The organism is Methanolobus bombayensis, assembly GCF_017873415.1.
Classification (GTDB): Archaea; Halobacteriota; Methanosarcinia; order Methanosarcinales; family Methanosarcinaceae; genus Methanolobus; species Methanolobus bombayensis.
The window spans coordinates 39,539-60,429 of record NZ_JAGGKD010000011.1 but is presented as its reverse complement, the minus strand read 5'-3'; the positions used below and the strand labels follow the sequence as shown (position 1 = coordinate 60,429).

The following is a 20,891-nucleotide window of genomic DNA, read 5'->3' as shown; positions in this document are numbered from 1 at the left end:
TTCTCTTAAGGTATTTCAAACATAATGCTTTGTGGACAAGCTATCAATCAATGATTGATAATCTACGACAAACAGGTTTGTTGATCGGAATCATTACCAACAGAATGATAACGAAATGAGACTTACACTCGTAGGAAGCTCCTTCCTCGCCAGCCGAAGGCTGGCAGGGAGGAGGAGTTCACACCACATTCTTAACTTCACATTAATATAAATTAACACATATTTAATTATATTTGATAAGTATTTATGGTTATGTCGGTTGGAATTAACATCTACATTTTGAGGAGTTTCTGAAGAGAAACGGAAGAAATTATGGAAATTGAACTGGGAGACATAGGGTGTGGCTTCCATGCCTCTCATTCCTCAATCCCCTTCTCAACCTCCAACACCTTCAACCCTATCTTCATAACAGAATCCGGGTTCAGCGAGATAGAATCAATTCCTTCCTTAACCAGGAACTCTGCAAATTCAGGGAAATCGCTTGGAGCCTGACCGCAGAGACCGCTGTGTTTATTGTTTCGCTTTGCGCCCTGCACAGCCATTGATACCATTCTCTTCACAGCCTCATCCCGTTCATCGAAAGAGGAAGCAAGAATCTCGGAATCTCTGTCAACTCCAAGAGTTAATTGAGTGAGGTCGTTGGAGCCGATGGAGAAACCATCGAAGTATCGGCTGAACTCGTCTATGAGCAGGACATTGCTTGGGATCTCGGTCATCATGTAGACCTGAAGGCCGTTCTCTCCCCTGACAAGACCATTCTTTTTCATTTCCTCGAGTACCTTTTCGGCTTCTTCTATACGGCGGCAGAACGGGATCATGAGTATCAGGTTGGTCAGTCCCATCTCATCTCTCACTTTTTTCATGGCTTTACACTCAAGAGCGAAGCCCTCACGGTAGCGTTCATCATAGTAACGTGAAGCACCCCTGAATCCCAGCATGGGATTGTTCTCCTCGAACTCGAAATATTCTCCACCTATCAGGCTCTCATATTCATTGGATTTGAAATCGCTCATACGCACAACCACAGGCTTCGGGTAGAATGCCGCTGCAATTGTTCCAACACCCTGAGCAAGTTTCTCCACAAAGAAATCAGCTTTATTCTCATACCTGCCTGTCAGTTCATCGATCTCCCCCAGCACTTCTTTATCCTCAACCTTCTCAGGGTGGATAAGCGCCATGGGATGCACCTTGATGTAGCTTGTAATGATGAACTCCAACCTTGCAAGTCCTATACCATCATTCGGTATCATGGACAGTGCAAAAGCTTCCTCGGGGTTTCCAAGGTTCATCATGATCTCAGTCTTTGTTTTCTCGATGCCTTCAAGTTCAACAGTCTCAGTATGGAACGGCAAGATTCCTTTATAAACCCTGCCTGCATCCCCTTCTGCGCAACTCACCGTAACATCCATGCCTTTTTTCAGTATCTCCGTGGCATCCTCAGCACCGACAACAGCAGGAATACCAAGTTCACGACTCACAATAGCAGCATGACATGTCCTGCCTCCCTTGTTTGTAATAATTGCAGCAGCCCGTTTCATAACAGGTTCCCAGTCAGGAGTCGTTGTGTCAGCCACAAGGATCTCCCCGGAATTGAATTCATTTAATTTAGACACATCAGCAATAACATGCACTTTTCCGGCTGCTATCTTGGCACCAACACTTCTTCCTGTAACAATGATATCTGAAGTATCATCCAGATAATAAGTCTCTAATACATCCTTTCGCTTCAGGGATTGCACGGTCTCAGGTCTAGCCTGAACTATGAACAGTTCACCGGTCTCACCATCTTTTGCCCATTCAATGTCCATTGGGACGTGTTTTCCTCTTTTTTGAGAGTAGTGGTCTTCAATGGTCACTGCAAAATTAGCCAGTTTCAGCACTTCCTCATCGTTAATGCAGTATTGCTTTCTTTCTGCCTCAGGAACATCAACGTTACGTGTAAGCACACGGGAATCTCCTCGTCCGTAGATCATCTTGATCTCTTTGCTTCCTTTTTGCTTTTTGATAATTGACTTGAAGTTCTCCTTTAAAGTAGGTTTGAAAACATAGAACTCGTCAGGATTCACAAGACCCTGTACTACATTCTCACCAAGTCCGTATGCTCCGGTAATAAATACGACATTATCAAAACCGGTTTCAGTATCAATTGTAAATATTACTCCACTGGATGCGAGGTCAGAACGCACCATTTTCATAACACCAATGGAAAGACCTACTTTAAAGTGGTCAAAACCGTTGTTCACTCTGTATGAAATAGCCCTGTCAGTGAAAAGTGATGCAAAACACCTGTTACAGGAATCTTTCAATGAATGGTAACCATGAATGTTCAGGTATGTTTCCTGTTGTCCTGCAAAAGATGCATTCGGAAGATCCTCAGCAGTTGCAGAACTGCGTACTGCCACATCAGTGTCCTCTCCGTATTGCTCGCAGAGCTTATCATATGCAGATTTTATCTCATTCCAGAGATCATCCGGAATATCTGCATCAAGTATCAGGTTCCTTGCTTTCTTTCCTCTTTTTGCAAGGTCTGTTACATCGTCAGTGTCAAGCCCTTCAAGTGTCTTTTTAAGTTCATCAAGAATTCCTGCTGATTCTAATACATGCCAGTATGCATCTGCAGTTATGGCAAAACCATTGGGGATCTTTATATCTTTTTTTGTAAGTTCTCTGTACATTTCCCCCAGAGAAGCATTCTTACCTCCCACAGAAGGTACGTCATCTATACTGATTTCCTCGAACCAGCTAACATATTTACTGCCTTTCATTATATTCCCACTCTATTCCTAATTTTCTTTAGGTGTAAGTATTATTGTCTTTGAATACTATTATGGTTTGTGGGAGGTGATGGTCAAAACCATATTCGTGCTGGTTATACAACAATACTATAAACCAGAGTGTCAATTGGAACTGTAAAAAACATATAACTAATATCATATTCTGGAGCACACCATGGGCACACAAATAGGCACCCTACTCACTAAAAATCCAATAAATTACGAGGAACTCTCAGGCAAGGTAATAGCAATAGATGCATACAACACGATCTATCAGTTTCTCAGTGCCATTCGCCAGCGTGATGGCTCAATGCTCACAGATTCCTCAGGTAATCCCGTATCTCACCTGACAGGTATCTTTTCAAGGACAAGCAGGCTCAGGGATGCAAATATAAAACCTTTTTTCATCTTTGACGGCAAACCACCGGAGATGAAAAAGAATACCCTTGAAAAACGTAAGGAATGCAAGGAAAACGCAGCTTTTAAGCTTGAGATCGCAAAGGACGAAGGCAACATTGAGGATATGAAAAAATACGCCCAGGCAACTTCCAGAATAACCCCGCAGATACTGGATGAATCAAAAAGATTACTTGAACTCATGGGAATTCCCTGGATGCAGGCAGAGTCAGAAGCAGAGGCACAGGCATCCTACATGGTTTCACGTGGAGATGTGGATTTTGCAGGTTCACAGGATTATGATGTCTTCCTTTTTGGAGCTGAGAATGTCGTTCGCAATCTTGGAAGTAATGGAAAAAGAAAAGTTCCGGGACAGAAAAAGTACGTTAAGAAAAATCCCGAGCATATCTCACTTTCCTCATGTCTTGGTGAACTGGAGCTAAGCCGTGAGCAGTTGATTGATATTGCCATCTGCATAGGTACTGATTTCAACGAGGGAATTCACCGTGTAGGTGCAAAGACAGCCTTAAAGCTCATTAGGAAACATGGTGACATTGCCACTATTATTCAAGAAGAGAAGAAAGATATCCGTGCATGTGCTCCGGTTGAAGAGATAAAAGACTTCTTCCTGAACCCACCGGTTACAGATGATTACAGTTTCAAATGGAAAAAACCTGATTATGGCAAGTTATTCGATTACCTTGTAAGTGACAGGGATTTTTCTGAAAAGCAGGTTTTGAGGAATATTCAGGTATTGGAAGAGAGGACCACTTTTGAATGCCAGTCATGTTTGGACGACTGGTAAAGAAAAGAAATCAAAAGTTAATTGTATTGAAATCACCGGTATTTCAAAAGTCTTCAATCTAATAATAGTTAAACCTAAATCTGTTGCTTTAGTGTGTAAGATTAAATGCGTAGTTAAGTTTACCCTATTTATAATTATCTCTAAAGCACTGCAATTTTCGGAACTGATTTTTGACTGATAATAAAAATAGAATTTTTTATTAAAAAGTTCAATATGTATTTTTCTTCACAGAACAAATCTTATAAACAACCGAATATTCCAGTTAATATGGAGTCATGTTTGTTATATTAACAATGAAATTTGGCAATTGAATGTTAACGGCGTGAACATCTCATTATAATCTAATATGTATGTTGTTCCCAAATAGAAAAAACACTCTCTATAAGTCAATTAAGGACCAAAATTTTATACTAGCAAAGCAAAAAACTACAAGGTAAGTTACAATGAAAGCCGAATTGATAAGTACGGTGTTTCTATCAGAAAAGAGAAAGAAAACTCTACTGATGTTAATGGACGGTTCAGCTACCGTCGATGAGATAAAAGATTCTCTTACAGGAACAACCAGTGCTATTATGGCTCAGGTAAAGATCCTTTATGAACAGGGACTTATTGAGCAAAATGAGGACAAATACAGGTTGACCTCTATTGGAAAAATAGTAATGAAAAAAATAAAGCCTCTGATAGAAACCCTGAATGTCCTTGAGGATAACAAGGATTACTGGGACAGCAGAAATCTAAGTGCTATCCCTGAATTTTTACTGGACAGAATTGGTGATCTCGGAGAGGTAATGATACACGAACCGGACCTGAATCATCTATTCGAGCCACCAAAAGCGTTACTCACAAGTCTCAAGCAGACTGAGAATGTCTGTACCTTTTATTCATATTTCTGTCCTAGCTGTCCCAACAATTATTCAGAACTGGCAAAAAAGGAAGTGAACTACAATCTAATTCTCACAAGGCCAGTCTATGAAAGACTAAGGGATGAATATAAAGAACAGCATGATGCAATGATGAATTCAAAGAATTCAAGTATGTATATATGTGATGACGATTCTCTGAAACTAGGAGCACTCTCTGTTACAGATGACATAATGCTAATTGCTTTTTTCAATAATGATGGAATCTTTGATCACAAAAAAGTTATCAGTTTTGAAGAAAGTGCACGTGGATGGGGCGTTGACCTCTTCCATTATTACAAGGATATATCTGAAAAGATAAAATGATTCCTTAAGTCATAACTTTTTTATTCAGGATTTTTCATAGTTCTATAATCAGGATTATTTCATTTTATGATTTATCACCATAGAGCAAGAAGACCACCATTTTCAAATGGTGGATGAATTGCGTCAAACGTAGTAAACATTTAAATATTATCGAAACATACAAAAATTTGTATAAAGAGTTTGCTTTTTTTACAGTGAGTGTTTTAGATGAAACGTGGTTATAGATATCGAATATACCCTAACAAAGAACAAATAAATTTGTTAGAACAACATTTCGGTAGTGTTCGATTCATTTACAACCGGTCACTTTTCATAAAGAATACTATGTATTCTAAGTTCAAGATCAATGTTACTGAAGTTGATCTGAACAACAATCTAACTTCTTTAAAGGAACAATATTTGTGGTTGAAAGACTTAAATTCACAATCCTTACAACAGGCCAACAGGAACATGTTGACTGGATTTAAAAATTTTTTTGAAGGAAATGGAGATTATCCTACAAGAAAGAGTAAAAGAGACAATAATTTCTCGTTTCAGGTTCCTCAAAATTATCAGATTAATCTAACCACATCAAAGATATATTTGCCAAAAATAGGTTGGATAAAGATAGTTCTTCATAGAGATTTTCTTGACAAAGAATTCATCAAAAATGAACTTGTTACAAAACAAGTTAATGGTGAACTTATTCTTGACCAAAAACTTAACAAGGAGTTTGATATCCTTAAAACATTGACTGTTTCCAGGACATCAACTGGAAGATATCATGTGAGCATTCTGATTGATGATCATATTCCTGAACCAATACCAGTTGAATTCCATGAAACTACAACAATAGGAATTGATATAGGAATTAAGTCATTTGCTATCCTTTCATCCGGAGAAGTCATTGATAATCCTAAATTCCTGAAAAAATCTCTAAAGAAATTGAAAAAATTACAACGAGCAGTTAGCAGGAAAAAGATTAGTTCTAAGAATAGGAAAAAAGCCGTATTAAAATTGGCAAAGCATCATCAGTTAATAGCAAATCAAAGAAATGATTTTCAGCATAAGGTTTCCATAAAGATAATCAGTGAAAGCCAAGCCGTTTGTTTGGAAGACCTTAATGTATCTGGAATGATCAAAAATCATAAACTTGCTCAAGCCATCAGTGATGTTGGATGGTCTGAGTTCATCAGAAAATTAATTTACAAAGCAGAATGGTATGGAAAAAACATTCTAAGAATTGGTAGATTTGATGCTTCATCAAAGTTGTGTAATGTTTGTGGATACAGGAAGGATGATCTTACTCTTAAGACAAGAAAATGGGAATGTCCTTCATGTAAGACATTCCATGACAGGGATGTTAATGCTGCTATCAATATCAAAAATATTGCATTGAATAACTTAAACACCGTAGGAACTACGGAAAGAGCTTGTGGACTTACTGGCATTGGTCAGAGGTATGAAGCAAGAAGCCACTCAATTTATTGAGTGGTAGTTCACTTTTCAGGCAACTCCAATCCTTCCTGACAGATGATTTGATTCATGGTCTTGATATTATCAAAGGCATTCTTTTTTTCTTCATTGCAGTTTTCCTGCATGCTGTCATTCAGGATTACACCTTATATTAAAACCATTCTTTGAACATTTGATGCTGCATTGATAATAATATATGTATTGATTAATTACTAAGAGTTATTATAAATATTTCCAGACTGCTATTTGTTTATGGTCAGGAATTACGACTTGAATTAGTCTTCCCGACCTGAAATAATTACTTACCACATAGATAGCAGGAACTGGAGAGTATAACTACTCCATTTCTGCTAGATATGATAAGAACATAGGTGATCAAATCATGCCAGCAAAAGACTATGCACCAATAGATGAAAATTGGCTAGAAAATGCAGGAAGTTTATGGACAACACCTTGGGTTGACAAGCCATCTGAAAGAGTTATTGTTGACCCTATTATTTTGTCCCATGCTGCAAGTCTGTTTAGGAAAAATGCAGGATATTTTTACCAGAATCCCGATGAAGCGATAAGGATGGTATGCCATGCCTGTGAACTCTATGACGTCACTCCGGTAGGACACTACCTGTATGCCGATTATTGGGGACAGGACTATGGAGCAGAGATCAAGATACAGACAAATTCCCCGCCAGGTATTACCAAGCGTCCAATAAAGACCGCTGAAGATGTTGACAACTTCGAAGTAATGGATAGTGATGAACTTGCTAAAGGTCCAACCCTTACAACACACTACAAGGCACTGGACACATGTAAAGAGGAATTCCCCAACATGTTCGCTCCTATCACTCAGCTGGGAGGAACAATGGAAGTTGCAACTAACTGGGCTGCAATTGAAGATGTATTCATGTGGATGATAACAGAACCAGAGGTCGTCGATAAACTCTGCCAGAAGGCAGGAGACCACATGGTTAGTGCATGTAAAGCCACTGCTGAGAGATACGGTGCAAACGTAATGATCACCGGTTCAGTTATCGCCAGCGGTGATCTCATGGACACTGAACAGATCAAGAGGTTCAGTTTCCAGCCTGTTTCCCGTGCTGTGAGAAAGGTCCTGAATGCAGGAGCAGGTCCGGGTATTTACTACCATCTTTGTGGAAACCATACTGATGACTTCCAGATGTGGAAGAACGCTCCAATGAGTCCTTTCACTATTGTACAGATAGGATATGACGGACAGAACATCTTCCCGACATCCAAGCTTGTGGAACACTTCGGTGACAGATGCACCTGTTTTGGTACAGTTGATACTAAGCTGATAGACCGTGGAACACCTGCACAGGTCTATGAGCAGGCAAAAGAGCAGGTCATTGCCGGAAAGGACAGTCCGAGAGGATTCATCCTGGGAACTGCCTGTGAATGTCCGACCAACGCACCGCCTGTGAATGTCCACGCACTGGTAAAGGCTGCAAAAGACCACGGTAAGTATGAGAAGTTCTAAGGAAAGGAGAGACAACAACATAAATAAAATTCAAGGAGTGTTTCACATGGATATCAAAATAACTGAAGAACTTAACAATACACTGAAGGACAACGGCTTCAAAGAGGAAGAGATCAAGGAAATTATAGCCAATGCAGAGTCCAGTGGTCAGAAGCTCAAAGCCAGAGATGGAGATATATCCATTGCAAAGGGTGGAGCAGAAAACCTGACAGTCTATGCTGTATACTCACCTTCCGAGCTTTTAGATGTTTATACCCACAAGATGAGCATTCTGGGTCTTACAGGAGGCGAACTCAACGAGATCGACTATGATGATGCAAGTGAATGGGCATGTGCAAAATGCGGTGAGATAGCACTGGAAAGGAACGTAGACATGACATACATGGGTGTTACACGACCCGGACCAGGACTTGTATGTCCGAAATGTAATGAATACTACGTTTCAGATGGTGTCGCAAAGACACTGAAGACCGCAGAAGCAATTCTGGAAGAGAAGAGAGCTTAAATAAATCTCAGAATCACTGAGATTTAAATATACCACCTGGAGAGGGATATCATGGAACAAATAGGAAAGGTCCGGAGTCTGTGTCCGCAGTGCCTTGCCAAAATTGAAGGCATAAAGTATGTAGAGGACGGTAAGGTCTACATAATGAAGAACTGTGCTGACCATGGCAATTTCATTAACCTTGTATCTGAAGATGTGAACCATTATCGTCAGATGGAGGAATGTTTTGATGTGGACAGGGCGAAGGCCAGGGCACCTTTGACAGATACAAAAAGGGGCTGTCCTTTTGATTGTGGCCTGTGTCCCTCTCATAAACAGGATACGTGCCTGGCAGTGGTCGAGGTCACTGACAGGTGCAACATGAAATGTACATATTGTTTTGCTAACTCATCAATGGATGAGAGTCTTGATCCTGATATGGATACCATCAGGCTGATGTTCGAAACAGTAAAGAAATGCCAGAATGAACCCACATGTATACAGATATCCGGAGGTGAACCTACCATAAGGAATGACCTTCCGGAAATTATCAGGGTGGGTAAGGAAATAGGTATCAATCACATTGAGCTCAACACCAACGGAATAAGGATAGCCAGCGACCAGAATTATTTTGATAAAATAGCAGCCGCAGGAGTGGATGCTGTCTACCTCGGATTCGATGGAGTGTCAGATGACATATACATGCAGAGAACCGGAAGGAAGATGCTTGACGTAAAGACCGAGGTCATAAACAGGTGTGAGAAAGCAGGTATCGGTGTTGTGCTGGTACCTCTGGTTGCAAATGGTTACAACCTGCAAGAAGTTGGGAAGATCATTGACTTCGCAGCAAGCAGGGTCCCGGCGGTTAGAGGTGTGCATTTCCAGCCCGTGTTCCATTCGGGAAGGTCACCTTCAGACATGAAGGATAAGGTCACCATACTGAAACTGTTACAGGAGATTGAAAAGCAGACCAATGGACAGCTCAAGGTCAGCAATTTTACACCGGCCCTGATGCCGCATGCTCATTGCGGTGCAACATGTCTCACATTGATAGATAATGGTGGATACCTGCCACTTACAAACGTCTCCATGGGTGCTGTCAAATCAGCATCAGACGTTGCCAGCAAGACCAAGAAGTCAATCATGGGCAGATGGAAAGGTCTTGAAAAGGATTCAACTTCAACTTCTAGTTCTTCCTGTGGTGATCTGCTGATAAAGAGTTCATGCTGTGAAAAGCCTCTCAGTGACATAACCGTGAAGGGTTCATGCTGCGAGAAACCACTTATAGATGTCGTTTCAAAGAACTCAGGTTCAGGTAAGGATAAGAATGGAGGCTGGGCTGATTTCATTGAAATGAGCAAGAACAATTATCTTACCATTTCAACAATGGCATTCCAGGACGCCTGGTCATACGAGCAGGACCGTGTGGAGAACTGTTGCATACATGTTGTTACACGTGACGGGCATTTTGTACCGTTCTGTAATTACAATATGACCGATTGCAACGGTAATTTCCTTTACAGGAATGCTATATAATTCTAATATTTTATTTTTAAAACTTCATTTTATCCGGTTATTTTATTTCGGGCAAATGACCGCATGGTCTTAAGTTGTACATGTACAGGAGGAAGATTATGAGTCTTCAGGCAAAAATAAAAACATCTGTTCGCATGAACGTGGCGAAAAGGAAACTTGATTCCAGAAAGATAAAAAGCCATCATGGAAACCCGCTTGAACAGTGGGGTCTCACAAAAATAAGGAACGACATAAAGAATAACAAGGTACTGAGTCATCATTTTGGCGGCGTTGAACTTGACAGGGATGCTATTAAGGAATATAAGCTCTTCAAGTTCAGGGAAATTCTTGGCTACGTGCTGGATAACAGTCCCTATTATCAGGACCTTTATGCAAATGCAGGCATCGATATTTCCACGTTCAAGAGTTATGAGGACCTTGAAAAACTGCCACTCACAGAACAGTCAGACCTTGCAAACAAACCTTATCACTTCCTTTGTGTTCCGAGAAAAAACATAATCCGTGAGTTTACAAGTTCCGGTACGACAAATATGCTGAAAAGGATGGCATACACCCAGGATGAACTGCTGGAGATCGTGGATTCAGTAATATCAGGTCTGAAAATGGCAGGTATGGATTCAAAGGATGATGTTTTACAGATAATGTACCCCACCATCACAGCAACATGGGATCCCGGACTTGTCCTGAGTAAAGCATGCACTCTCGGAGGTTTTAACTCCGTTATCGAGGATTCTCTTGATGCCAAACAACAGATAAAGACAATGAAAGAGAATGGTACAACCTTTATGATTGGGACATCATCTTTCCTCTATAAGTTTTCAATGCAGGCACGCGGACTTATGAAACCAGGTGAACTTGGGATTAAAATGATAATCTGTTCATCCGAACCTCTTACAGAGACCATGCGAGAAATAATCGAAAATGTTTGGGGTTGTAAGACCCTGCGCCAGTGGGGAATGACAGAACTTGGTCTTGCAAACGCAATTGAGTGCGAGCATCAGAACGGTTTCCACCTGAACAATCCTGATTTCCTTGTTGAGGTCATCGACCCGAAGACTGGGAAGGTATTGCCAGCAGGTGAGAAAGGTGAGCTTGTTGTCACTACCCTGAGAAGGAGATGCATGCCACTTATCCGATACAGGACTCGTGATATCACATCTATTATCGATGAGCCGTGTATGTGTGGTGCCTGTCTGGACCAGAGGATAAGCGATATAGAAAGGATGGTGAAGTAAGCATGAGTGGTGTATCCGTTGATGTCAGAGAAGAGAGACCAATAAGTGAATTCTCATATACGAATCTTATTCTTGCTGCAAAAGAAAAGGCACTGAATGGTGAAAAACTGGACCGGGAGAGTATCATAGCCCTGCTTGAGATTGACTCGGATTCCATTAATGCTGATATGCTCGGGATTGCCGCAAGGGAAGTTGCCGAAGTGGTCACCGGAAACATGGCAAGTGTGTGGGCATCCATTGGGGTGGATTACAAAAATTGTGCCATGAATTGCGATTTCTGTTCATTCGGCAAGAAATGGGGGCTTATAGAACAGGAAAGTGAAAGGAGCACTGAAGAGATCATCGGACTGATAGACAGGTTCGTTTCCCAGGGTGCGAGATGGGTCACCTTGCGCACGACACAGTTCTACGGGTTCGACAGGCTCATTCGGCTCATAAAGGAAATTCGCCTGGCGGTTCCCGGCAATTATGAAATAGTTGTGAACACCGGTGAATTTGATGATGAAAAAGCAAGGAGACTTGCAAATGCGGGAGCACAGGTGGTTTATCATACTCTTCGCCTGCGTGAAGGTAAGGATACAAGGTTCAGACCCGAGGACAGAATTGACACCCTGAGGTCCGTCAGGGAGTCACCGCTCAACCTTGCCTATCTTGTGGAACCCGTAGGTATGGAACACAGCAATGAGGAGATTGCTGACATCTTCCTGAAAGGTATGGAGTATGGTGCCATCCTTTCAGGAGCAATGGCAAGGGTGCCACTTCCAGGCACTCCTTTTTCAGGCAGTGGTCAGTTATCCGAGAGAAGGCATGCACAGATAGTAGCGGTCACACGTCTGGCAGCCGGTCATCATGCACCTGACATCTGTGTACATCCTCCTTCCCGCGTTGCAATGGAATGGGGTGCCAACGTGGTAGTTGTCGAGACAGGTGCTGTTCCCAGGGATACCGGGAACTGCGAGTGTGAATGGAACGGTTTTGATATGGCCACTGCAAGGGACTACTTTAAGAATGCAGGCTATGCCTTCTATTCAGGAGATGAGAATGAATGCGAAAAGTAGTCTCTGTTCTGATGATGATCATTGTTCTTATTGCTTTGTCCATTTCAGGATGCACCGGTAGTGCCGATCAGGACAGCAAAGTTGCAACTGTAGGTACCTGGAAAACGGCACAGACCATACAGCCCTTCCTCTATCAGGACTTCGTTGAAGAAGATTACATTATAGATGTACTCCCCTTCACCAATCCTGGCGATCAGAAAGCTGCTCTGCTTGCTGGCGATCTTGATATAACAGGTACAACGATTGCCCTTGCAATAACCGCTGCCTCAAGAGGCGAGCCTGTTGTTGTTGTAAGCAGCCTGTGCAATAAATGTTCGGCAATCGTTGTCATGAATGACTCGGATATCATGACACCTGCAGACCTGAAAGGCAAGACAATAGCCTATGTACCCGGGACCATGCATCATGTCCTGCTTCTGGAAACACTGAAACAGGCAGGCCTTGATCCTGAAAAGGATGTGACACTACAGAGGATAGACTTCTTCGATATGGGGCAGGCTCTTTCGCAGGGCAACGTTGATGCTTTCTGCAGTGGTGAGCCTTATCCATCTCTTGCCGTAGCAGATGGTTACGGACGCGTGCTCAGTTATCCGTATTACGGGGAAGGAGTTGGTACAATCAATGCAGGCATGCTTACAACAAGGGATAAGATCGAGAATAACAGAGAAGGTATACAGAGACTCGTGACAGCCCATGCCAGGTCAACCGAATACCTGAAAGCCAACCAGGAAGAATGGATCAACATGTCTTCTGATTTCGGAACAGATTCTGTGGTTCTGGAGATAGCTGCAAGTAATATGGAACTTGCATGGGACATGGACGAGAACTATGTCCGGCAGGCTGAGAATCTCGGAGAGAGAATGAAGGATCTGGGAATGATAGAAGAAATACCGGATATGGATACTTTATTTGACCTGAGTTTCGTGGAACAGGCACGTAAAGATCTGGATGACAGCAAGAATGCATGAAAATAACGGAAGATTGGGGTTTACAGGCCTCATACTGCCTGTTGCATTATTCACCATCTGGTATATTGCAACACTTGATGGCGGTGTGCCTGCATACCTGCTTCCTTCCCCATTGGCCCTTGCACTCGCTGTAATTGATTTTACCGCAGGCAGTGAGAGACTTGGCCCTTACTCAGGAACGCTACTTGTGCACACAATAGCCAGCGTACAGAGGGTTTTCACAGGGTTTGGGTTGGCTGCAGCTATAGGGCTTCCACTTGGTTTCCTTACAGGACGACTGGCTCTGGCAAAGAGTTCGCTGGATCCAACTGTACATTTGATACGTATAGTTCCCGGAATAGGTTGGCTTCCCCTTGCAATGGTATGGTTCGGTGTTGGAGAGAAGACCACAGTATTTCTTATTTCCCTGGCAGCTTTTTTTCCGATATACGTAAATGCGGCCCAAGGAGCCGCATCCGTGTCACCTTTGTTGATTCGTGCTGGAAGAATGCTGGGAGCGAATAATCTGACGATATTCACAACTGTCATCATACCCGCAGCTATGCCATCCACTGTAGCCGGGCTACGGCTAGGTCTTGGACTTTCATGGGCATATCTTGTATTAGGTGAGCTGACAGGGGTCACACACGGACTTGGTGCTGTTATGATGGATGCCCGTATGCTTGGGAATGTTGAGATGATCCTCGTGGCCATGATTTTCATAGGACTTTTTGGCCGCATCAGTGATTTGATACTTGTAGGCTCTTTCAGAAAACTGAATTTACTCAAAAGGGGCTATGAAGAGTGAAAAGAACAGACCTTTCAGCAAATAATATCAGTAAGTGTTTTTTACAACCCGGTGAAGACAGGCTTCTGTACGTACTGGAAGATATGGATTTTGAGATTAAGGAGGGTGAGTTTGTCACTATCCTGGGGCCAAGTGGATGTGGGAAATCTACATTTCTAAATATCCTTGCAGGATTCGAGACTGCAAACCAAGGCCAAACGTTTTGCTGTGGTGAACCTATTAAAGGTCCTTCCCCCGAGCGGGCAGTAGTGTTCCAGTCTCCGGTCCTTTTTCCATGGATGGATGTGAAGAGCAATATCATGTATGGGTTGAAGCAGGTAGGAAAAAAGAAGGGGGAAGCACAGAAGATCACTGCTGAATATATCAGTGCCGTCGGGCTTGAGGGTTTCGAGAATTATTACCCTTGCCAGTTATCAGGAGGCATGCAACAGAGAGTTGCCCTTGCCCGCTCACTTATACTGAACCCGAAGGTACTCCTGATGGACGAGCCCTTCGCAGCATTGGATGCACAGACCCGTTACAGCATGCAACAACTCTTGCTCAGACTCTGGGAAAGCAACAGGCAGACGATTGTTTTTATAACACATGACGTGGAAGAGGCACTTCTGTTGTCCGATCGCATATGCATCATGAGTAAAAGGCCAGGCAGAATCATCGAAGAGATTTCCGTTCCTTTTGAGTGGCCCCGTCCAATATCACTTACAGGATCAGGCGATTTCTCTCAGCTCAAAAGTCACATACTTAGCATATTGCTGGACTGATTCTCTTTTATAAAGATGAGTAAAAATGGACTCTGTAGAAATCCTAAAAATGTATATTTTGATTACTCTGGCATTGATGAGGTTAGTTTCAACAGAACAAACCTCAACTTCTTAATGTCTCCTGTTCCAGAACAGTAACATTTCATTCCACGAGTTTTACCATATCTTCTTCCACTGTTGTGTTCGGTTTAATATTGAACTTCTCCTCCAATACTTTGAGAACATTCGCTGAGACGAAAGCCGGAAGTGTAGGACCAAGTGTAATATTCTGTATCTCAAGTCTCAGAAGAGTAAGCAGCACAAGGACTGCCTTTTGTTCGTACCATGCTATGTTGTATGAGATAGGTGCTTCGTTAACGTCTGTAAATCCAAGTCTTGCCATGAGTCCCTGTGCAATAACGATGAGTGAGAATGAATCATTGCACTGTCCCGCATCCAGTACCCTTGGTATCCCATCAATCTCCCCGAGCTTTAGTTTGTTGTAGCGATATTTTGCACATCCGGCGGTAAGAATCACAGTATCTTCGGGCAATGCTTCTGCAAAATCCGTGTAGTACTGCCTGTTCTTATGACGTCCGTCACAACCTGCCATGACAATGAACTTTTTTATCTTTCCTGTTTTAACGGCATCAACGATCTTATCAGCATTGGATAACACGGATGTGTATGCAAAACCGCCCATAATGGTACCTTCTTCAAGTTGTACAGGAGCTTCGCATGTCTTTGCCTGTTTGATGAGGGCAGAGAAGTCTTTCTTACCTTCTTTAGCTATGATATGTGTGGCACCGTCATAACCTACGGAGCCTGTTGTGTATAATCTGTCAATGTAGCTTTCCCGTGGGGGAACTATACAGTTGCTTGTAAGCAATATTGGTCCGTTGAAACTCTCGAATTCCTGTTTCTGCTGCCACCATGAACCGCCATAGTTGCCTACCAGATGTTCGTATTTCTTAAATTCCGGATATGAATTTGCAGGCAGCATCTCTCCATGAGTATAAACATCCACACCGGTCCCTTCAGTCTGGTCCAATAGCTGTTTCAGGTCCTTCAGATCATGACCGCTTACCAGAATTCCAGGATTACCTCTTGTTCCGATGTTGACGTGTGTAGGTTCTGGGTTTCCAAATTCAGCAGTATTTACCCTGTCAAGGTCTGCCATCACATCAAAACCCTTTTCCCCGCATTTCAGAACCAGTGCAATGAGGTCTTTATCAGTAAGACTGTCATCCGTGCTTGCCACCAGACCTTCTTCTATAAATGAATTGACCTTCTTATTTCGATTTCCAAGCATCATGGCATGGTGTGCATATGCTGAAATTCCTTTTATCCCATAGATCAATAATTCTCTCAATGACCTGATATCTTCATCCTCTGTTGCAAGTATTCCTGTATTCCTGTCTTTGAGGTTATCCGGTGTTAAAGTTGCTACTTCGGGCAAATCGTTCTCATCCAGTAAATTGTTGTCCAGAAGTTTCTGCTTGATCTCATTCTGAACCCAGAATCCTCTTTCAATGCGGTCCTGAATTCCGCTAGCTCTGAAGTCAGTATTCGTTATGGTTGAAAAGAGCGCATCAAGCATGAATTCATCAGTATTATTTTCAGCCAGGTTTGCCTTTCTTGCTTTCTGGTTGTAGAATGCAATGCTTTTAAGCACATAGATTAGATCGTCCTGAAGGTCTGCAACTTCCCCTTTCTTACCGCACATACCATTCTTTGTGCAGCCTTCCCCATTCATTGTTTCTTCACACTGGTAGCAGAACATTTTGTCACCATTGATATGTATGTTTTACAGGTCTATCTATATACTTTGGTTGATGGGGAAATGGAAGTACTTGAAAGGAGACTTATTCAGAATATATCAGACAAAAACTACTCCGTAGTTTTCCATAGTCCTAGACCGGTATGCTTTTTATTGGTGACAGCTAAGAATGCTTGCATGGACTATAAGTACTACCGGGCATATTTTGATAGAAGAGGGTAGAAATTATGTGGTTCTGCTTTTCAGACCATCTTCTGATATCAGATTAAAGTAAAAAATATATTAAAGTTTTAGAACAGGTCTAAATCGTTATAATAGAGCCCGCTCAGGAGAGAAGAATATGAAAAAAATCCTTATTATCTTTGCCCATCCGGCCAGAACACGCTCAAAAATGAATAGTGCTCTTCGTGCTGCTGTTGAGGATCTTGAAAACGTAACCATCAATGACCTCTATGCAAACTATCCGGATTTTCTGATAGATGTTAAAAGGGAGCAAAGTCTGTGTGAAGAACATGATGTTATTATTTTCCAGCACCCTTTCTATTGGTACTCAACACCTTCAATTATAAAGGAATGGCTTGATCTGGTACTTGAGCATGACTGGGCATATGGTTCAAAGGGCAAGGCCCTCGAAGGAAAGATCTTCCTCCAGGCTATCACGGCAGGCGGCGACGACTGTACATATAAGAAAGATGGTTGTAACATTTTTACGATCAGAGAACTTACCTCTCCTTATTGTGCTATGGCAAATCTATGTAACATGAACTGGCTGCCTCCATTCGCAGTTCTTGGTATTCACCAGGGCCTTTCTGATGAGGAAGTCAAGTTTCATGCAGAAGAATATCGCCGTACAGTCATTGCTTTGCGAGATGATACGCTGGATATTGAGAAAGCAAAGCATGGTCAATATCTAAACAGTGATCTGGATTCAATTATCAGGAGGTCTTAAAAGTGGAAAGTTTCCTGCTTCAGCTCTTTATTTTCCTGGCTGCAGCAGCCATTGCCGTTCCTATTGCCAAGAAACTGGGTCTTGGTTCAGTGCTCGGATATCTTATGGCAGGTATCATCATCGGACCCTTCGGTCTCTCTCTCATTGCTGACATTGAAGAGGTCATGCATTTCACGGAGTTTGGCGTAGTGATGATGCTTTTCCTTGTCGGACTTGAACTCAAACCATCACTGCTCTGGCAGATGCGTACTCCCATATTGGGAATGGGTGGAATGCAGGTTGTTCTGTCGAGTATCATCATTTCTGGTATAGCTCTCATGTTCCTGCCCTGGCAACAGGCAGTAGCCGTTGGTCTTACTCTTTCCCTCTCCTCTACGGCCATAGTTCTGCAGACACTACGGGAAAAGGGACTTATGAATACCTCTTCAGGAAGGTCTATTTTCTCGGTTCTTCTTTTCCAGGATCTGGCAGTCATTCCCATACTTGCAGTTCTACCATTCCTGGCAACCATCGCTATGCATGACGGCGGTCAGCATGAAGCAGCTCTCTTTGATATCAGCGTACTACCTGAGTACATGCAGATCATTATCACGCTGCTTGCGATCCTATCTATCTTCTTCATCGGTAAATATGCAAGCAGACCTATATTCAGGACCATTGCAGCTACAAGGGTCAGGGAGATCTTTGTTGCTGCTGCCCTGGCCCTTGTAGTTGGGATCTCGATACTTATGACCGCAGTTGGTTTGTCCCCTGCTCTTGGAACCTTCCTTGCTGGTGTTGTCCTGGCAGGTAGCGAATACCGCCACGAGCTTGAAAGTGATATAGAGCCATTTAAGGGCCTGCTACTGGGTATTTTCTTCATCTCCATTGGTGCCAGTCTCAATTTCACATTGATTGGGGAGGAGATCATGCTGATCGCAGGACTTACTGCAGCTCTGATCGCTTTCAAATGGCTGATTCTTGTAGGTACCAGCCTCATCTTTGGAATGGAGAAAAAAGACCGTTCATTCTTTGCTGTTGCTCTTGCCCAGGGAGGAGAATTCGCATTTGTCCTCTTCCAGTTTTCCAGGATCAATGGCGTATTGCCAAATCAAACCATAGAACCCCTTATTTCCGCAGTTGCAATATCTATGTTCCTTACTCCACTCCTTTTCCTGGCACATGAGAAGTTCAGTTCAAGTGCTCAGGGGGATGAAGAAGACAGACGCGATTCTGACACCATCGATCATACCGGACACAAGGTCATCCTTGCCGGATTTGGTCGTCTGGGAACCGACCTTGGTCGTTTCCTCATTTCTGCCGGTGTCAAACCGGTCATCATCGACCATGATGCAGACAATGTGGATGTACTGAGAAAATTCGGATTTGAGGTGTATTATGGTGATATTACACGACTTGACCTTCTTGAAGCTGCCGGAGCTGCTGAAGCTGAACTCTTAATAATCACCATAGGTGATATAGATAAATCGAGAAAGTTGATCGAATTAGCAGGTAAGCACTATCCGCATCTAAAAATTGCCGTAAATGCTTCAGATCGTACATCTGCTCATGAGCTCATGGATATGGGAGTCACCAATATACGCAGGGAAACCTTCGGAAGTGCTCTGGCACTGGGACAGGATTCCTTGAAACTTCTTGGGTTCGACCCTTATGAAGCACACAAATTGATGCGTATTTTCCGTAAAAAGGATGAAGAGATGATGCCGGAATTAAACAAAATGCGTCATAAAAGTGAGGACAGTTACATATCAATGTACCAGAAGCATAGTGAAGACCTTGAGAAATTAATGGCACTCGATCTGAACCTGAACATGGAAGAGATTGACAAAGCCTGGACTGCCTCAAACCCGGAAAAATAATGCGACATAGGGAAATCCAGCATGAGCTCTGTAGAATCTGATTACCAGCCATTTCTACAGAGCCAGCATTTTCATACGGTCTCAAAAAATGGCCTATACATTGCTAAAGACATTAAAAAGCTCAGGAATTCAATGGGTCTTTTAAATGAGACAAAAACCTTTGTGACACTTTGGAGTTGGGGCTCGACGAATATGCTATTTATTTTTAACGAGCATTATCGCAAGCTACCGGACAGTTCATCTTCTCTGTTTGTTCATCATCTTTTGTAGATAATGCTTCATTCATTACTATTTTCTACTATATTCCATTGTCAGGGATGGGATACCATTAACTTTAAAGCATATGGGCAGAGACCTTCAAAGTCAGTATTAAGATCATCTAATTGATCTGGGAGTTATCATCATGAAAATACGCGAGCTTATCAGCCAGTATTGCAGCAGTACTGAGAAAAAAGGGAACGGTATCACTATCTATACGCTCGATGTTCCTGAATCCATAGAGACACCCGAACATTTCAGTTATCTGGATTTCCTGTCCGAGGAACCTTTCAGAAAGATCTGGGCCAGCGATGCTTATAGAATGATAGCAACTAAGATAGATGGCAAACTAACTGTTTACGAACACGTGAGGATGGCAAACTACAGGATACAGTTGGATGGCCTTCAGGAAAAATATGAGGTACATAAGGAGGCAGACCTGACAGAACTTGCTGATGCGTTTGCATTTGCTGTTGGTGCACACAATAACGCTACCAGAAAGTCCGGTACTCTATATATCTCGCATCCAATGGATGTAGCGTCCATTCTTCTTAAAGAGAATGCGCCTCTTGAGCTTGTTATGGCAGGATTGCTCCATGACGTTGTTGAAGATACCGATGTTGACATTGAAACAATATCAAATAAATACGGTCAGCAAGTTGCTGATTACGTGAACGCTGTTACCGAACCGGAAGAGCTCAGGCAACCTGCCACCGGTGACAAGGCACAGACATGGAAGCAGCGCAAGGAACACACCATAAGAGAGATAAAAAGTGCTGAGCGGGATATCAAACTTCTCTCATGTGCGGACAAGCTTGCAAATATCAGGGATCTCATCAGCGAATTAAGAATGCAGGGAGAAGGATTCTGGGACAATTTCAACGCACCAAAGGAAGAACAGGAATGGTACTACCGCTCAATGCTAGAAGCTTTCGCTACGGGTCCGCAGAACATAGAAGAAACCCGCGCCTACCATGATCTTAAGGAATGTGTTGAAGAGCTATTCTGAGTTGTAATATGTTCATCATCTGGAGTGTAGATTTGAGGGTGATATTGGAATACCGGAAAGAAAGCATGTTCATGCTG

16 protein-coding genes are annotated in these 20,891 nt (G+C 42.5%); 14 read left to right on the top strand and 2 right to left on the bottom strand.

All coding sequences use genetic code 11. The features are described from left to right. Positions 1–356: 356 nt before the first annotated feature. Positions 357–2,765, bottom strand: coding sequence for a phosphoenolpyruvate synthase (gene ppsA / locus J2746_RS11685; protein WP_209621049.1), 2,409 nt, complete (start codon positions 2,763–2,765; stop codon positions 357–359). Between the two features lie 184 nt (positions 2,766–2,949). Here ppsA and fen point away from each other — a divergent pair, with 184 nt between their 5' ends. The 11 genes from fen to J2746_RS11630 all read left to right on the top strand — a co-directional run bounded on the left by fen (position 2,950) and on the right by J2746_RS11630 (position 14,980). Continuing rightward, on the top strand, positions 2,950–3,975 hold the full coding sequence (fen, locus tag J2746_RS11680) for a flap endonuclease-1 (protein ID WP_209621046.1): 1,026 nt from the start codon (positions 2,950–2,952) through the stop codon (positions 3,973–3,975). Positions 3,976–4,418: 443 nt separating this feature from the next. After that, the gene (locus tag J2746_RS11675) at positions 4,419–5,201 is read left to right on the top strand and encodes a helix-turn-helix transcriptional regulator (protein WP_209621043.1); all 783 of its coding nucleotides are present in this window, start codon (positions 4,419–4,421) and stop codon (positions 5,199–5,201) included. A 207-nt stretch (positions 5,202–5,408) separates the two neighbouring features. Further along, positions 5,409–6,671, top strand: a complete 1,263-nt coding sequence (locus J2746_RS11670; protein ID WP_209621041.1) for an RNA-guided endonuclease TnpB family protein — start codon at positions 5,409–5,411, stop codon at positions 6,669–6,671. A gap of 367 nt (positions 6,672–7,038) precedes the next feature. After that, positions 7,039–8,151, top strand: a complete 1,113-nt coding sequence (locus tag J2746_RS11665; protein ID WP_209621038.1) for a uroporphyrinogen decarboxylase family protein — start codon at positions 7,039–7,041, stop codon at positions 8,149–8,151. Positions 8,152–8,197: 46 nt separating this feature from the next. Then, positions 8,198–8,656, top strand: coding sequence for a DUF7479 domain-containing protein (locus J2746_RS11660; RefSeq protein WP_209621035.1), 459 nt, complete (start codon positions 8,198–8,200; stop codon positions 8,654–8,656). 51 nt (positions 8,657–8,707) lie between these two features. Next, on the top strand, positions 8,708–10,171 hold the full coding sequence (locus J2746_RS11655; RefSeq protein WP_209621033.1) for a radical SAM protein: 1,464 nt from the start codon (positions 8,708–8,710) through the stop codon (positions 10,169–10,171). Positions 10,172–10,269: 98 nt separating this feature from the next. Continuing rightward, positions 10,270–11,406 carry a phenylacetate--CoA ligase family protein gene (locus J2746_RS11650; RefSeq protein ID WP_209621030.1) on the top strand — a complete coding sequence of 379 codons (1,137 nt, stop codon included), beginning with the start codon at positions 10,270–10,272 and terminating at the stop codon, positions 11,404–11,406. A gap of 2 nt (positions 11,407–11,408) precedes the next feature. After that, positions 11,409–12,464 (top strand): radical SAM protein, encoded by a 1,056-nt coding sequence (locus J2746_RS11645; RefSeq protein WP_209621027.1) that lies wholly within the window; start codon positions 11,409–11,411, stop codon positions 12,462–12,464. Continuing rightward, the gene (locus J2746_RS11640) at positions 12,452–13,432 is read left to right on the top strand and encodes an ABC transporter substrate-binding protein (protein WP_209621006.1); all 981 of its coding nucleotides are present in this window, start codon (positions 12,452–12,454) and stop codon (positions 13,430–13,432) included. The genes J2746_RS11645 and J2746_RS11640 overlap by 13 nt, the downstream gene beginning before the upstream one ends. Beyond that, positions 13,425–14,219 (top strand): ABC transporter permease, encoded by a 795-nt coding sequence (locus J2746_RS11635; protein WP_209621003.1) that lies wholly within the window; start codon positions 13,425–13,427, stop codon positions 14,217–14,219. Before J2746_RS11640 ends, J2746_RS11635 begins: the two co-directional genes overlap by 8 nt. Beyond that, positions 14,216–14,980 (top strand): ABC transporter ATP-binding protein, encoded by a 765-nt coding sequence (locus J2746_RS11630; protein WP_342451842.1) that lies wholly within the window; start codon positions 14,216–14,218, stop codon positions 14,978–14,980. Before J2746_RS11635 ends, J2746_RS11630 begins: the two co-directional genes overlap by 4 nt. 142 nt (positions 14,981–15,122) lie before the next feature. On the opposite strand, the gene hcp is transcribed toward J2746_RS11630, so the two are convergent. Continuing rightward, positions 15,123–16,742 carry a hydroxylamine reductase gene (gene hcp / locus J2746_RS11625; protein ID WP_209621000.1) on the bottom strand — a complete coding sequence of 540 codons (1,620 nt, stop codon included), beginning with the start codon at positions 16,740–16,742 and terminating at the stop codon, positions 15,123–15,125. A 337-nt stretch (positions 16,743–17,079) separates the two neighbouring features. On the opposite strand from hcp, the gene J2746_RS11620 reads away from it, so the two are divergent. The 3 genes from J2746_RS11620 (at position 17,080) to J2746_RS11610 (ending at position 20,814) form a co-directional block, all read left to right on the top strand. Next, complete coding sequence (locus tag J2746_RS11620; RefSeq protein WP_209620997.1) at positions 17,080–17,688, top strand: NAD(P)H-dependent oxidoreductase; 609 nt, start codon at positions 17,080–17,082, stop codon at positions 17,686–17,688. Between the two features lie 2 nt (positions 17,689–17,690). Further along, positions 17,691–19,547, top strand: coding sequence for a monovalent cation:proton antiporter-2 (CPA2) family protein (locus J2746_RS11615; protein WP_209620994.1), 1,857 nt, complete (start codon positions 17,691–17,693; stop codon positions 19,545–19,547). A gap of 403 nt (positions 19,548–19,950) precedes the next feature. After that, complete coding sequence (locus tag J2746_RS11610; RefSeq protein WP_209620977.1) at positions 19,951–20,814, top strand: HD domain-containing protein; 864 nt, start codon at positions 19,951–19,953, stop codon at positions 20,812–20,814. Positions 20,815–20,891: the final 77 nt, after the last annotated feature.

Coding starts and splice junctions, on each gene's coding strand:
- ppsA (WP_209621049.1), bottom strand. CDS start 2,765: ATGAAAGGCAGTAAATATGTTAGCTGGTTCGAGGAAATCAGTATAGAT.
- fen (WP_209621046.1), top strand. CDS start 2,950: ATGGGCACACAAATAGGCACCCTACTCACTAAAAATCCAATAAATTAC.
- J2746_RS11675 (WP_209621043.1), top strand. CDS start 4,419: ATGAAAGCCGAATTGATAAGTACGGTGTTTCTATCAGAAAAGAGAAAG.
- J2746_RS11670 (WP_209621041.1), top strand. CDS start 5,409: ATGAAACGTGGTTATAGATATCGAATATACCCTAACAAAGAACAAATA.
- J2746_RS11665 (WP_209621038.1), top strand. CDS start 7,039: ATGCCAGCAAAAGACTATGCACCAATAGATGAAAATTGGCTAGAAAAT.
- J2746_RS11660 (WP_209621035.1), top strand. CDS start 8,198: ATGGATATCAAAATAACTGAAGAACTTAACAATACACTGAAGGACAAC.
- J2746_RS11655 (WP_209621033.1), top strand. CDS start 8,708: ATGGAACAAATAGGAAAGGTCCGGAGTCTGTGTCCGCAGTGCCTTGCC.
- J2746_RS11650 (WP_209621030.1), top strand. CDS start 10,270: ATGAGTCTTCAGGCAAAAATAAAAACATCTGTTCGCATGAACGTGGCG.
- J2746_RS11645 (WP_209621027.1), top strand. CDS start 11,409: ATGAGTGGTGTATCCGTTGATGTCAGAGAAGAGAGACCAATAAGTGAA.
- J2746_RS11640 (WP_209621006.1), top strand. CDS start 12,452: ATGCGAAAAGTAGTCTCTGTTCTGATGATGATCATTGTTCTTATTGCT.
- J2746_RS11635 (WP_209621003.1), top strand. CDS start 13,425: ATGCATGAAAATAACGGAAGATTGGGGTTTACAGGCCTCATACTGCCT.
- hcp (WP_209621000.1), bottom strand. CDS start 16,742: ATGTTCTGCTACCAGTGTGAAGAAACAATGAATGGGGAAGGCTGCACA.
- J2746_RS11620 (WP_209620997.1), top strand. CDS start 17,080: ATGAAAAAAATCCTTATTATCTTTGCCCATCCGGCCAGAACACGCTCA.
- J2746_RS11610 (WP_209620977.1), top strand. CDS start 19,951: ATGAAAATACGCGAGCTTATCAGCCAGTATTGCAGCAGTACTGAGAAA.